Below are 13877 nucleotides of genomic sequence, written 5' to 3'. Positions count from 1 at the left end.
TGTGAGAAATATCTTACGCGAGCGCCTTTTTACAATACTGGACGCATTTTGTAATTTCCGTGATCGCATCGGAATCTTTCGGTACTTCGTATTCGAGTTCGATATCCGCATGGATCGGCCATTCTTCTTTCTTCAACAACTGCAGGATACCCGCAACCGGCGTATCGCCCTGCCCAAAGGGCATGTTCGGGCCATTATCCCGTTTGCGGTCTTTAATATGCAAACTGATAATTCGGTCGTGATATTTTTTAATCAGCGGAATTGGCGACTCGCCCGTCCCCGCGAGATAATGACCAACGTCGAGGTTAATGCCCAAATATTTTCCATACGACAAGATGGGGCCATCGTAAGTAGTCGGCGTAATCTGGGTGTGGTTATGGAAGCCGATCATAATTTTATGTTTATCGGCAATCGGCCCCAGCCGCTTGGCGGCGTCTTCGGACAACTCGCGGGTGATGCCTTTGGCGCCGAGCGCTTTCGCGACCTTGAAGTAATAGTCGATCTCGCCGTCGGATAGACTGGCGTCGCCGATGCTGCCGAATTTCACGATATGAATATTCACGCCGGCGTCGTTATAGAGTTTTCGCAGCGCTTTGAATTTGTCCATCGGCGCGTTCAAACGCCAGTTCATTAAATCTTCGCGCTGTTTTTCTATTTCTTTGCGCTGTTCATCGGTCAGTTGTTGTCCGCGTCTTCCGCCGCGCACAGACGGAACGCCAGCGAACTGCTCCACCGGTTCGCCCATTAATTCGACCGAGCTGATTCCGCATTGCACGATGTACTTCAGAATGTCTTCGGCGCTTCCGGGCATCCCCCGGTAACTATAGGTAATCGTACCAATCTGCACGCCGTTGAAATTTGAGTTGGGTTTGCTCGCGGCCTGCACAAACGCGGGTTGCGCAAACAATGTTGCGGCGGCTGTTCCTAAAAAACCGCGACGGGTGATAGTTAAAAAGCCTTGTTGTTTCATTCTGTTCCTCCAGAGATCGGCCTGTGTCTGATTGCATCCAACGCTGCGATGAAATTAAATACCATTGTCTCACAGACAAAAACCTGCGGTCAAGCGAACCTCAGTCGAGATTTATGTTTTATAGTGGTTGCCAGAATAATGTGTGAATAAAGCGGGTTGAAGCAAAAACGCAGAATCTACAAAGCGGTCTTGGTGAATTTGTAATAGGTTCTCAATCATCGAATGGTCCAGTCCTCTTTTTCGTGACTACATCAGTTCAAGCAATGATAATCCGGCTACACGCTCTCTTCGATGTACTTAATCTCGCCTTTGGTCAGCCCGTAGAGTTTATAGACGAGTTCATTGATTTCTTGTTCCAGTTCAGTCACATCCGCCACGGGGTTATCTTCTTTGATGTCGAGGATTTTTGTAACCCGCTTTTCTATTTGCTTGGTATCATTTGTGGTTGAAATTGGTAACTGTGATACATACTGCGCAATAAACCGAACAAAATCTCCTCTGATTTGCGAACTTAATTTTGTGTAATACCAGAAAAGAACTTTGCTGTTTAGAAAACCTGAAAGTACGGTTGTATCACTTGGTATTAAATATAAAGTGTTAGCTAATAAGTACCCATCGGGATCATAAGAAAATTCAGGCTTTTTAGCTATATCAGGGTAAATAATCTTCGGTTTTTCAAATTCTCGCCAATACTCTGCGCCCCAACGCTGACAAGCATACCACTCATACCGTATTCCAGTTTCAGCTTGATTTCTGGCTGCAAGTTTGTCCTTAAAATTCAATAAGTACCTGTAAATTGCGGGATATTGCTTTTTAAATGCTTTTTCTGCTTCTTCTGACGCTCCTTTGATGTTTGATTTTAAATGAAGTGGAAAATGCCAAGGTATATAGATCAGCCATAAGTCTTTCGAATCCACGCACCAGCGTTTTACGTCTCTGCCGCGCAGGAAGGGCTTGAGCACGTCTTCCGAAGAGGGGTGTTCGGCGATTAATGCGTCGCGGGTGGCGCGGTCTACCACAAAGGCTTCGTTCAATCCGGTCAAGATGCCTCGATAAAATTTCCCATTGACATACTCGCCCAGGGGTTGCCCGGCGGCGCGTATCTTATCAAAGAGTTTAATCGCAAAGGGCGACTCAATGCGCCAACCGTCGGGAGTGAGTTTTCGTTGTTCGATAAAAAACGTGTTGGTATGGACCACGCTCTCAAATTCCGAAACGGGGCGTTCGCGCTCCCAGTTGAGCGCTTTGACTTGCTCGCGAGTCTTCTCTTTTTTCAAAACAATTATGCTGGGGTAGGCGGTGGCTTCAAACACCGGAGCGTCGCCAAAGTCGATCAGTTGCAAAATTTGGGCCTTGTCCGCTAAAAACTCCCGCAGTTTTTCGCCGTAGCCCGCCCGCATGTATTTGTTTGAGGTGATAAAGGCGAGTACGCCGTTCTTGCGCAGAAGGTTGTAGCCTTTCTCATAAAAATAGACATAGATGTCGGCAACGCCAGTATAGCAATTAAATTGCTTTTTCAGTTGGGGTTTGTATTCCTTAATTTTTTCTTGACGAACATAAGGAGGATTGCCGATGATGACGTCAAACCCGTATTGCCCCTGCACGACTTCTGAAAAGTAAATGGAATAGTCGAATATTCTTTTACCATTGGTTAGTATGTCTAATTCATCGTTAATCTTCTTCTTCAAATCAAGTTTCTTTTTATGATTGGTTTCATCAAATTCCTGACGTTTTAGTTTTTCTAATTCGCTTAAGTCATCTTCGATGAAGGTAATCTGGTTTGCTTCTGTTTCCAGCCCGATCAGCGAGTTGCCTTCAACGATTTTATAGTCGAGGTTGGGCAGCGGCTTGATCTGCTTGACGTCTTCTTCGTCAACCACCAGCGAGAACCACAGGCGCAGTTTGGCGATTTCGACCGCGCCCGCGTCGATGTCTACCCCATACAACGATTTCTGTATCGCGTCACGCTTAAAGAAATAAGCAACGCGGTCATGTACGTCGTTAAAATGGGGCGTAAGAGACAGCCGCGCTTTGACGATCTCGGTCAACATCCCCACCAGAAACGCGCCCGAACCTACCGCCGGATCGCACACGGTGATAGCGGTCAGCGTCTCATCAATCAGGCGGGCGTTATCTTTTATACCCTTGGGTAATTTATAGTGTATTGTTTTGAAATCATCAGAATCATAGGGGGATATTTGCTCTCCCATGTGTATGAACTGTTCGATCTCTTCACGGGGAACGTCAACGCTTTGTTTGCTCAAGGCCGTGTCGAGATAATTGATGAGGCATTCCTGACACATATAGTGGACGATCTCACGCGGCGTATAAAACGCCCCCAGGCCTTTGCGGCGGTTTTCTTCGATCAGGTTCTCGAAGACCTTGCCCAACATTTCGGGGTCAATCGCCACTTCTTTTTCGAGCGGCTCGGCTTCGTTGACGGTAAAGTTATAGCGGTCAAACACATCCAAAACGCCCGTGCCGAATATCCCTTCTTCGACAAAGTCGTCATTGATAAACAAACGGTCTGGAATGACGATGTCGGTCTTCTTCCAGTCATAGTCGCCCAGCGGTTCAAACAATCCGCCGTTGAGAAAGGGGATGCGCCGTTTGAAGATTTCACAATAGGCTTCGTGCCCGCGGTCGCTGGCGAGGGTGTCATAAAACAGTGGTTCGAGCCTGTCATTGAAGAAGTTTTTATACGTGCCATACTCGCCAGTCGCCAGGCGGCGCATGAAGTTATGCGGCCCCGTCCCCCATTGCTTGCCTTTTTCGACGCCCAGCCAGCCTTTCTTTTGCAGGAAGTAAAGAAAGACGATTTGCCCCATCAGTTTTTTTGAGAAGTCTTCTGTCTTGATATTTTTGTTTTTGAATTCATCGCGGACGGCTTTGTCTTTCTTTTTGATCTTCTCAATTTCATCATTGAGTTTGTTAAATAGCTCGGCGTACTTCATAAAGAATTCTTTGGTGACGGCCTCGACGCTAAATGCCTCTTCAATCTGAGCAAGCGCCGGGTCTTCTTTGGTGTCTTACAATAACGGAATAAAACGGGCCTGCGCGGTGTGGCAACTCTCGCCTTCGCCCACGATGTATGAAAAGCGTTTGGCGGGCGTCAAGCGCTTCTCGACGCCAATGTCGCCCGACTCTTTCTTTACGGTGGCGTATTCCATCTTGACGTAAGAGAACCGCCACTGGTCTTCTGAGGGAGAGACAAACGCAACCAGGGCGGCGTCTTTGTTGTCGCGCTGAATCAAATGGTCGGCGACAAAATTACGGATAGCGGTGCGGGCGCGTTCAAGTTTTGAGCCTTGTGTTAGTGAAACGATCAAGACATCAAGTTTGCCGCCATCGGGCGAGGTGTAGGTTCCAAGACGTTCGCTACGCGCCACATGGTCTCGAAACGCTTTTTTGATGTGCTGCTTATTCACCGCCGTTTTTTTATTTTCATCAATCTGGTTGAGAATATTGAGAATGAAATGCCGAAAGCGCCCTTTATCAAACGATTGGGTAAATGTTTCAGTGACAAGTTGTCTCGCCTGAGTTTTGTCCATTATTCTTTCACCAGATACGAAGATAAGATCACTTCACGGGGCGCAAATGGGTTTGACGATTGTTGTGCGGGCGTCTCAAAAAAGAATTCTTTTGGGATGTCGCGCTTGAGAATTCCTAACACTTTGAGCGGTTCCGCCTCTTTTTTCAGCGCCGCCGCCAAGCGCTTTGTCGTCGGACGCGGCAAAGCCCCATTGAGTAATAATTGTTTCACTCTCTCAATATACAATTCATCTTCATCCGTGAACCCGTGATATTTCTGAATCTCCCTGGCCTTCAGGCGTTTCAAAATATATGCGTCGTTCTTTCCGCCTTTGACTGACGCGCTTTTTTCGTCGTCTTCCGAACTGGTTGCATAATCAAATTCGCTTTTATTCTTGTTGAGCAAATCATAAAAATCCTTGTGGATTTTACGTCGCTTTTCATTGTTGCTGGTAGGCTTGAGAACTTTGGCCGCGTCGGTAAAGCCCAACTCAGCCGCTGCACTGCTCTGTAAGTTCGCCAGGAAGAACTTATCGAGTTTCCCTTTTCTGAAATACGTCAACAGAGCGGGAAATCCTTTTGGAGGGATATCCAAGTGTGATGGCGCCAGCCGGGTTGAGCGGGCTTTTTTGGGCAAGCGCTTAATGCGGGTAAATAACTCTGGTTCGTTATCGCGCACCTCGCGGATTTCAGCGAGATATTCGAGTTCGCTATCTTCGTCTTCATTTTCGCCCGTGATGGTTTCTTTTGAGTTCAACTTAGCGAACAAGTCGTGAGATTTGATTTCCTCGCCTTCGGTCAACAAGCGGGCGTCAGCGCCCAACATCTCGATAAAGGCGTGAATTTTCGCCTCCGCCGCTTCTTTGAGTTTGATAATGTCATTGCTCTCTTCGGTGGGGAAGAAATTATAGGTATGGATTTTCGGAAACTCCGTATCGACGCGGTTCACGCGGCCTACGCGTTGAATCAGACGGGTCGGGTTCCAGGGGATGTCATAGTTAATCACCACATTGGCGCGGTGAAGATTGACGCCTTCTGATAACACTTCGGTACAAACAAGAATCCGGTAATCGCTTTTTGGTTTGTAGGCGCGAGCGTCAAAGTTTGCAATCACTTCTTTACGCACGGAATCATGAGAGCCGCCTGTGAATAAGAGAATGCGATTTTTGGTTTCGCTATTTAATTTCTCTTGCAAATACTCTGCGGTTTCTTTTGATTCGGTGAAGATAATTAATCTATTTTCCTTTAGATCCTCATCCGATCTCAATTGATCACAAAACGCCTCCCACTTGGGGTCGCGTTTGATTTGCACCCAAAGTTTTTTGATTTTCTTAAGAATCTTAAGATCATTTTCTAAATCGATGATGAAGTTGTCAGAAAAATCATCTGCGTTCAGGCGCTCTGCTTTTTCATTCTCAACTAATTCCTCAATTGCTTCAGAGTTGCCCGCTTCTAAGAGTTCAAAAATCTTGTTGATATGCTTTTTGCTGATATAGACGGCGCCATTATGAAACTCCTCGATGACGCGTTCATACGTATTGATAAAACGGTCAAGCGTGTGGCGGAAAGCATAGAAACTGCTTTCAAGCCGTTTGACAAAGAGAATCTTCATAAATTGGGCAAGGTTTCGTTGTCCCTGTATCTCCCGTTGTTCACGTTTGCCCTCATAGTAGGCCAAAGGCACATAACGAGCGTATTTAAAATCAACTGTTAACAGTTGAATCGTCTGCAAAAAAATATCGTTCTCTTTTTGATTAAGTTGATAGAAGAGAGGATGCGGATCAGCCACATCCGGGAACTTCATCCCCTGAAGTTTTAAGTCGTCGCCGTAGTATTTCATGATTTCGTTGCGCGTACGCCGAACCATGAGAAACTTCAATATTTGGTCGCGGGTTTTCTGTGCATTGCTCTGAACGACTATGAAATAACGCTCGCGATCTTTCTGTCGGTCCAGGCCATTCAGGTTTTTCTCAAGGCGCGAGAAAAAGGCTTCTAAATTCCGCACGTTGGGAATGGTGCTGTTTTTCCCCGTTTGAAACAACTTAATCTGGCTCAATATGTCTCTAGGCTTATTGTTTAACGGCGTTGCAGAAACCAGGATCACCCGCTTACCCCGACAAATCTGCGCGAGCATCTCATAGGTTTTGGTCTCTGTTCGGAAGCGGTGAGATTCATCAATGAAGACATTGGTATATTTCGAAATGTCTCGATTCAACAGGTCTTCAATTTTCCCGATTGATTCAAAATCCGTATGCGGAACGCGAAAATCACCAAAGACATTCGGCCATGACCCACGGTTGTGTTTATCCAATAAATGAGGAGGAGCGATAACGAGAGAACGCCCATTGATTTGCTGAGCCAACAGCGCCGCCATATAGGTTTTGCCAAGGCCAACAACATCAGATAAAAAAATGCCCCCATACTCTTCCAATACTTTCTTGGCGCTTAGTACGGCTTCTTCCTGATATTTAAGACGCTTAAAACCCTCTGGAACATAAATATCATCAAGTTCTTCACGATTCAATTCGTTCTTGAAATATTCATAAAGAAACTTCAGATAAAGTTCGTATGGAGTGAAATTGGCAAAGGGAGAGCGGTTGATCACAACATCTTGATAAGGCTCTGATACATCAACTGAAAGCGCCCAAAGTTCTTCAAATTTCGCACTTGCGTAGTCATAGTCAGATGCATTTTTTAATCGGATAATGTCAGATTAAGTATTAGCTGTTTCAAATGAATGGCTGCGGATTTTTCTTCAAAATGCCATATTAGGGGTTGCATCGTATCTTCTTTATTTGCTTTTTTTCTGGTCAAAGTCTGGAATTCCTTTCAGCCATCAGATTAACCGGGCGTGGGCGGATGTCTCTTTCGTGCTGCTGTGTTTTTCGTTGATCATCGGCCCGCTTGTGCGAATATCGCCTAAATTCAAGTTTTTGATTCCCTGGCGGCGGGACATCGGTTTATGGTTTGCAATCACAAGCTTCATCCATATAGGCTTGCTCGCTCAACTGCACCTTAAATGGAATCTCCTGCGCTTTTTTTTCAATGAAGAAGGCGAACTGCTAAAACAAACCGCGCATGCGAGTAATTGGATCGGCCTAGTCGCTCTATTGGGAATGGTTGTCCTTTCAGTTACGTCAAATCGTTATTCTGAGAAACTTTTGGGAACATCCTCTTGGAAATTCGTCCAACAATCTGTCTATAGCGTCTTTTGGCTTGTTGTACTTCATTCGTTCATTTTTGTATATATGTTGGATGCTCGAAAGGCTTTTCTATTTCAATGGTTTTTCTGGATTGGAATTATTGCTGTTATCTGCCTACAGTTTTGGGGGTTCATTATCACTGTGAAAACGAATCGAAGAAAAGAAAAAATTTCACAGTGAACCGTTTAGTGAATTGTCCAATTATGGATTTTTGTTTGTTCAGGTTTGATGATAAAACGTTTTCCCGATTCGGAGAGAAATAATACGCCTTCAGGGTCGGTAAGCAAAACGCCATTCTCAGTTAATTGAGCAACAGGTTGTAGAAGGTTATTGCGATTCAAATAATATATTTCTTTCTGATTTCCCTCCAGCAACCAAACAGTATTGTCTGATGAAGAATCTGTGACGATTGAACTGAAGTGAAATCCTGGTTGATCTGCCAAAAGCGTTGAAATTTTATTTCCTTCAGGGGATAGAACAGATAACTCGCCGCTTGATAACGCCATCAGAAGATTGTTGTCTTGGCGCACAACGCAAGCGGTAAAGACGGAGTTTAAATCCAAGCGAATGGTTATTGGGTTTGCGACAGTCCCTAGCCTCGTCATAAAGGTTGCATTTCCCGATTGAGTGAACGCATAAACGCCTCCTGATGGAATACCCGCCATGTAAAATGGAACGATGCCACTGAAGGTCTCCGTTTGATTGCCAGAAGAGTCAAAGACATGGATATGAGAAAGAAACGGTTCAGAGAGATAAACATTTCCAATTCCATCAGAGGCAAGAGCGGCTCTTTCCCAATTTCCAAATTCAGGCTCAGCCCATGTTTGATGAGAAACCCCTCCGTGTGATGTTCGCAGCCGTTCGAAAAGACCGCCTTCAATTGTGACAATTGCTCCATTCGTGTTTCTAACGGCTTGTTGGATGCGAGAGAACCCTTCAGTAATGACCGTTCGTTGTCCTGTCGGTGAATAGCGATAGAGGGAATCGGTCGGCTCTTCCAGCACAACCAAACTACCGTCCTTCTCAAATAATAAGCTTGTCGGACCGATCAAATTGTCGGCGACAACCTCTGGTCGCCCAAACGAACCAAAGCGTATGACGCCGCCTTTGTTATTTTGATTTGAATGCCCCATTTGGTGTTCCCGAATAAAAAACGAAGTAGCGTACAGTTCTCCAGAATCCGAAATAGCCAAACTTGTTGGGTCAGTGACGCGACGGTCAACATCAATAATCTGACCTTGCGTATTGACTGTGTAGACGGATCCGCCGCGTCCATCAAGACTAATTTGATCGGCGACGATTAATCTATTGGGCGGAACAAAAACCACGTCTGATGGCTTATCGAAAAACACATCGACTTGCTCTATTTCCCCGGTATCAAGTTCAATTCGAAATAGAAACCCGGTGTCGAATTCAACGACGTATGCGCGACCATTTTCATCCAATGCAAACGCAGATGGATGCTGGAATCCTGATGCGATTATTCTTTGGTTTGATGTTGACGCATCGACTACAATCAGCGATCCCGATTCTTCCTGTAAGACCAACCATTCGTTTCCCAATTTTGATACATCGACGGGAGTATTTAGATTGTTAAACAAAATTTGAGCGGGGCGGTTCGGAGGAAACAACAGCAACGCGCCTTGTCCCCGGTCGCAGGCGACAATTCCTTCCGGCGAGTTGTAGAGACCGGTTACTAAATCGACGGAGATATCAAGAGGTTTAATCTCAAAGCCAGCGAACGGTTGAGGTGTACTTGCAAATACCGTATGCATCATGCAAAGAAAAAAGAGAATGCTGAAAATAAATTGCATTAACTTCCTTTCAAGGAGTCGATTTGAGATTCATAGATCGACTGGGGAAGTGTTTCTGCATAGCCTGGATGACAGGATTGAGTTGTTCGGCCTTTGCAAGATTTTCAATCCAATCAGGAGCAACTTTTTTCACGGTGGTCTTAGACGGCACCATATTTCCTTTTGAAATCGTGATCGAGTCGCCTGCGTTTAAAATTTCTTCATGACTGGCCCAAGAAACCCTTACTGTGCCGTCCGTCACCTTCACGGATGTTCCATCTTGATTGGTTTCGACTTCAAACGCCGTTCCAAGAACGATGATCTGTACGTCTTGCGCTGTGATTTGAAACCGTTCCGCTTGAGAAGATCGCGCCACTTCCGCATACAGCCGCCCATTCGTTAATTTCACTTGACGGCGCCCCTCTATGATCGCAGAGGTATCGTTATCAAAACGAAGCAGCGAATGGTCCGTTAAAAGCAAACTGGCTTGGCCGTCATTCATGGTCTGGATCGTTTCTCCCGGTTGCAAGACATCGGCGAGATTGGTTTCGCCGATTGAGGCGACGACATTCGCAACGGGCTTCGTTGCATATTGAGATGACAACAAGACGGCAATGGATATCATTGCAACCAGTGCGACAGAGGCGTACGCTACACTGGGAGTTGTGACGGAAAACCAGCCGATACGGCGAGTATCCAATTCACGCGAGGGCCGGATGCGTTCTTGATTCAGCCTTGCAAGCAGCATGTTTTGAAAGCGCTCCGGGTCGGGCGCCATCGCTCGGCCTAGGCGAGCAAGCAATTCGTCTTCACTCTCAAAGGCTTGAGCGGTTTTGTCCATTTTATTTTCTCGGCTGTTCGTCATTGTATTGCCTTACATTTCATCCAGTGATTGAACGCCAATCTCTGCGAGCGCCTTTAACATTTTGCTGCGCGCTTTGTGTAGATGGCTTTTTACGGCGCCTGAACTAATTCCAACTTGCGTCGCGATTTGCTCGCAACTCAGTTCACTCATGTAATGCATCAGAACAATCTCTCGCGCCTTGGTTGACAGACTGGCGATGGCAAAATCAAAGAGTTGCTGCTGATAAATTTTTTGATCATTTGAAAACTCGATTGCAGATGCGTCTGATTTTGCTTGCAAAGTGAATCCGTCCAAAAAATTCCAAAAGCGCGATTGCTTGCGATAGTTTCCGTACACTACCTGTTTGACAATATTGCGAAGCCAACCGCCGACTTTCCGGGCGTCGCGCAACGTACGAATGTGATGAAACGCTTTGATCATCGCATCCTGGCAGGCGTCTTCGGCGTCTTCACGATTTCGGGAAATAGACAACGCAACGGCGAAAATCATATTTAAATATCGTCCGGTCAGTTGGCTGAATGCTTCCCGATCGCCCTGTTTTGAGCGTTCAACCAGTTCTTCATCTGAAAGAGCGTGTAGCATAAGACTCTGTTGTTCCAGCGGTTGAGCGTCCATTGAAAGCGTTTGACCGGAAACCGCCACTCTGTTGATCCTTTCGTCTACATTGCATCTATACAATTGAATGCTTGGCGTTCGCTTTGGGTTTACTCGATAAAAAATATTTTTTGGATATGCTTTCATCCAGTTATTGTTCGAATCTATTGTTTACAAATGGAACCACTCACAATACAATAGGATATCATGAGTCGCTCAATACGGCATCTTCGGTGGAATCAGGATCAGAAAGCGTTCACTCTCAATGAACTGCTTGTCTCTGTTGCGATCCTTGGCATTCTCAGCGCGATTACAATCCCCGTTGCCAGCGACGCGATCCTTAAAGCCCGCATCGCACAAACGCAAAACAATCTCCGCCAAGTTTCTAGTGCTATTGAAGCCTTTGCTATCGATCAGGGTAAGTACCCATACGGCTCAAGCGAACCGCCCACTCGTTTTATGACCAATTACGATGCACAGGAAGCGTTACAGCCGTTGCTGGGCGCATACCTTCCAGACGACGCAACACTATTAAATGATACGTTTACCCAATCCACTGCGCAGGCGATCAACCAAACCGTTTCATTAGACATCAATTCTTCACCAAGCGTCTTTGGCTATGGCTACTATGATTACTCTCATTTTATGGTTCCCCCCCGAAATCCAATTCGAGGATACGGCGTCACTAGTTTCGGCCCGGATGAAGTAGATTCAAGCCTTGCGCTATGTCCTTTGCCGGGAATCGGTTCTCTTTATAAAGACGCCTGCTACCAACCAAGCAATGGACTTCGCAGCGTGGGCGATTTAGGCAGTTTCGGCGGCGGCCTCTCGTTTTCTCAACACATCCCCTGATTTTTTGCCTGCTGCGTAAACCAAACACTCTACTCACGCATTCCTTTTTACAGGGCCGCAACTTACGTTCGAACGTCGTTGCTCCGTGAATCATCAACCTTGCAAACAGGAGAGTAAAACATGCAGAGGAAAATGTACGCCTTATTCGCATTTGGAATGGCCTTGGGGCTGTTGTTCGCATCCGCAGACGCATCCGCTCAAGGATTTGGACACAACCGTATTCGCGTTTTCGGGCCTGAACTCAATAATCAACGCGTTATTGAGGCGCCATCAGAAAATTCTCAATTTAATTTTCGCGATGAAGACGGCGATGGCATTTGCGATTCATTCAATGAATTAAATGGCGCTCGCCAGTTCGGCGGCATGATGGGCGGTAGAGGTCATGGAAATTGGCGTCATGGCGGTCACGGCCATTTCGGAAATATCGAATCAGCAACTCGAAATCACTTCGGCCCATTGTTGGAAGAAGGGCAAATTCAACTGACGGCTACAGTAACCGAAGTGCAAGAATTGATGTTTTCAGTTCTGAATGGTGCATTTGTCATCGACGCCTCTGAGGCCGAGTTGCAATATGTACATTGGTTCTCAATAGACGATCCCGATCAAGAAGTTGTAATTGAAGCAGGACAACGGGTATCGTTAGTCGGTGAAATTGTCGAAACAGACGAAGGAGCAATCATCAAGGCATTGACCGTCCGCGTGATGGACGACGTGCATCGCATCCTGGATGAAGACGAAGGCGGAATTCGAGGCGTGGTTGATTCCATTGATCTCGACGCAGGTGAACTGATCCTTTCAGGTATTCCCATTCGTATTAATGAAACGACGCTCATTCGTTCGCGACTGACGGACAAAATTGAGGTTCAGTCTGGAGACAGTGCGGCAGTGCATGTCAAACTGTTCGACAGCGACGGCGACGAATTGGTTGACTCTCTGTTTGCAGAAAGCATCAGAGTTTTACCCAATAATTAAAGATTCCAAATCGGTATTAAGTTGGAAGGGAAAGCAAAACATGCTTTCCCTTCCTATACTACCTTCAACTAAAGTAGAGGAGGCTCACAGAGTGGAAATCCAGCCAGTACCCAAAAATTATGTATCAATTCCATTTAAAGGATTTGTCCAAGATTCTCTTTTTTCTGCTCAGCCCGTTAATCCTATCTGTTAAATCTCGTCATCCACTATATATATTAAACCCTAATCATCATTCCAATTTTCAGGAGGTTATGTATGAATGAACGTCTTAAAGCCACCCGATGTCCGTAGTTTTCGAGCATTTTCACTGATTTTCTGTCTCATTTGTCTCACTTCATGCAGCAAGCAACCTACCAACGAAACACCGCAAAACGACTCGCAATCCACCACCATCACCACGCAAATCCAGCAACTGACCGTCCTGGAGTCTCAATTCGAGTCGCTGTCAGCGAAGATCAACCAGCATACCGAGCAGATCATCCAATTAGAGCGCTCCAATGCGTTTTTGAAGGGGCTGTTTATCGCCGGAATCGCCGTCTCATTGATACTTGGCGTCTATCTTGGCATTAGAAACGCGCAAAGCGGCTGAAAACTCTCAGGAGGTGACTATGAATGCAAGCAAAACCCAAGCAAAATCTACCACTGCTACCACCGCAAGTTGACCCAAATTTCCTGCAACAAAATCCCGTTTTTCAAATCTTAGAATCGCTACGTTTCACCATTCCCTCCATCGAATACACGCTCAGTCCAAGACGTACGCTGCGAAATCTACTAAAAATATGCCTCTATTACTGGCTGATGTTGTGTATTCCCGCATTGTTGTTCCTACCGCTGCTTCACTTCGCATTCGTCCAACTCAATTCCATCACGTTGCTGCTGGCTGAAAGCATCTCACATTTGATTCTGCCCGTTTCATTCACCGCAGTTTTCGTACTACTACTGCTATTCATTCTTCGACGTTAGGAGGAGTTAATCACTATGCTCAACACATGCGTACTGGCTGGAAATCTTGGAAACGATCCAGAGATTCGCTACACCAATGACGGAAAATCCATCGCCAATTTCGATATGGCATTCTCATCCGGTAAAGATCGAAC

12 protein-coding genes are annotated in these 13877 nt (G+C 45.9%); 4 read left to right on the top strand and 8 right to left on the bottom strand.

Translation table 11 applies throughout. The features are described 5' to 3' along the window. Positions 1-13 precede the first annotated feature (13 nt). The 8 genes from P9L94_13820 to P9L94_13785 all read right to left on the bottom strand — a co-directional run bounded on the left by P9L94_13820 (position 14) and on the right by P9L94_13785 (position 11004). The gene (locus tag P9L94_13820; GenBank protein ID MDP8245157.1) at positions 14-970 is read right to left on the bottom strand and encodes a sugar phosphate isomerase/epimerase; all 957 of its coding nucleotides are present in this window, start codon (positions 968-970) and stop codon (positions 14-16) included. A 275-nt stretch (positions 971-1245) separates the two neighbouring features. Then, a complete protein-coding gene (locus tag P9L94_13815) occupies positions 1246-3924 on the bottom strand; it encodes a TaqI-like C-terminal specificity domain-containing protein (GenBank protein MDP8245156.1) in 2679 nt (892 codons plus the stop codon). Between the two features lie 75 nt (positions 3925-3999). After that, positions 4000-4521 carry a hypothetical protein gene (locus tag P9L94_13810; GenBank protein MDP8245155.1) on the bottom strand — a complete coding sequence of 174 codons (522 nt, stop codon included), beginning with the start codon at positions 4519-4521 and terminating at the stop codon, positions 4000-4002. Beyond that, entirely contained in the window at positions 4521-7025 is a 2505-nt protein-coding gene (locus tag P9L94_13805) for a helicase-related protein (protein MDP8245154.1), read from the bottom strand. The genes P9L94_13810 and P9L94_13805 overlap by 1 nt, the downstream gene beginning before the upstream one ends. 312 nt (positions 7026-7337) lie before the next feature. Beyond that, positions 7338-7478: a hypothetical protein gene (locus tag P9L94_13800; GenBank protein ID MDP8245153.1), complete on the bottom strand. Its 141-nt coding sequence runs from the start codon at positions 7476-7478 to the stop codon at positions 7338-7340. 411 nt (positions 7479-7889) lie between these two features. Beyond that, a complete protein-coding gene (locus P9L94_13795; GenBank protein MDP8245152.1) occupies positions 7890-9518 on the bottom strand; it encodes a hypothetical protein in 1629 nt (542 codons plus the stop codon). A gap of 10 nt (positions 9519-9528) precedes the next feature. After that, positions 9529-10362 carry a FecR domain-containing protein gene (locus P9L94_13790; protein ID MDP8245151.1) on the bottom strand — a complete coding sequence of 278 codons (834 nt, stop codon included), beginning with the start codon at positions 10360-10362 and terminating at the stop codon, positions 9529-9531. A gap of 9 nt (positions 10363-10371) precedes the next feature. Next, a complete protein-coding gene (locus tag P9L94_13785) occupies positions 10372-11004 on the bottom strand; it encodes an RNA polymerase sigma factor (protein MDP8245150.1) in 633 nt (210 codons plus the stop codon). Positions 11005-11163: 159 nt separating this feature from the next. Here P9L94_13785 and P9L94_13780 point away from each other — a divergent pair, with 159 nt between their 5' ends. The 4 genes from P9L94_13780 to P9L94_13765 all read left to right on the top strand — a co-directional run bounded on the left by P9L94_13780 (position 11164) and on the right by P9L94_13765 (position 13743). Next, positions 11164-11808, top strand: a complete 645-nt coding sequence (locus tag P9L94_13780; protein ID MDP8245149.1) for a prepilin-type N-terminal cleavage/methylation domain-containing protein — start codon at positions 11164-11166, stop codon at positions 11806-11808. A 120-nt stretch (positions 11809-11928) separates the two neighbouring features. Next, the gene (locus P9L94_13775) at positions 11929-12780 is read left to right on the top strand and encodes a hypothetical protein (GenBank protein MDP8245148.1); all 852 of its coding nucleotides are present in this window, start codon (positions 11929-11931) and stop codon (positions 12778-12780) included. 259 nt (positions 12781-13039) lie between these two features. After that, positions 13040-13369 (top strand): hypothetical protein, encoded by a 330-nt coding sequence (locus P9L94_13770; GenBank protein MDP8245147.1) that lies wholly within the window; start codon positions 13040-13042, stop codon positions 13367-13369. Between the two features lie 23 nt (positions 13370-13392). Further along, complete coding sequence (locus P9L94_13765) at positions 13393-13743, top strand: hypothetical protein (GenBank protein MDP8245146.1); 351 nt, start codon at positions 13393-13395, stop codon at positions 13741-13743. Positions 13744-13877: the final 134 nt, after the last annotated feature.

It is taken from the genome of Candidatus Hinthialibacter antarcticus, from assembly GCA_030765645.1.
Taxonomy (GTDB): Bacteria; Hinthialibacterota; Hinthialibacteria; order Hinthialibacterales; family Hinthialibacteraceae; genus Hinthialibacter; species Hinthialibacter antarcticus.
This window is presented reverse-complemented; position numbering and strand designations above follow the sequence as displayed.

What these genes read in the sequence shown, in the direction of transcription:
- P9L94_13820 (MDP8245157.1), bottom strand. Translation starts at nt 970, where the DNA reads ATGAAACAACAAGGCTTTTTAACTATCACCCGTCGCGGTTTTTTAGGA.
- P9L94_13815 (MDP8245156.1), bottom strand. Translation starts at nt 3,924, where the DNA reads ATGAAGTACGCCGAGCTATTTAACAAACTCAATGATGAAATTGAGAAG.
- P9L94_13810 (MDP8245155.1), bottom strand. Translation starts at nt 4,521, where the DNA reads ATGGACAAAACTCAGGCGAGACAACTTGTCACTGAAACATTTACCCAA.
- P9L94_13795 (MDP8245152.1), bottom strand. Translation starts at nt 9,518, where the DNA reads ATGCAATTTATTTTCAGCATTCTCTTTTTTCTTTGCATGATGCATACG.
- P9L94_13790 (MDP8245151.1), bottom strand. Translation starts at nt 10,362, where the DNA reads ATGACGAACAGCCGAGAAAATAAAATGGACAAAACCGCTCAAGCCTTT.
- P9L94_13780 (MDP8245149.1), top strand. Translation starts at nt 11,164, where the DNA reads ATGAGTCGCTCAATACGGCATCTTCGGTGGAATCAGGATCAGAAAGCG.
- P9L94_13775 (MDP8245148.1), top strand. Translation starts at nt 11,929, where the DNA reads ATGCAGAGGAAAATGTACGCCTTATTCGCATTTGGAATGGCCTTGGGG.
- P9L94_13770 (MDP8245147.1), top strand. Translation starts at nt 13,040, where the DNA reads ATGAACGTCTTAAAGCCACCCGATGTCCGTAGTTTTCGAGCATTTTCA.
- P9L94_13765 (MDP8245146.1), top strand. Translation starts at nt 13,393, where the DNA reads ATGCAAGCAAAACCCAAGCAAAATCTACCACTGCTACCACCGCAAGTT.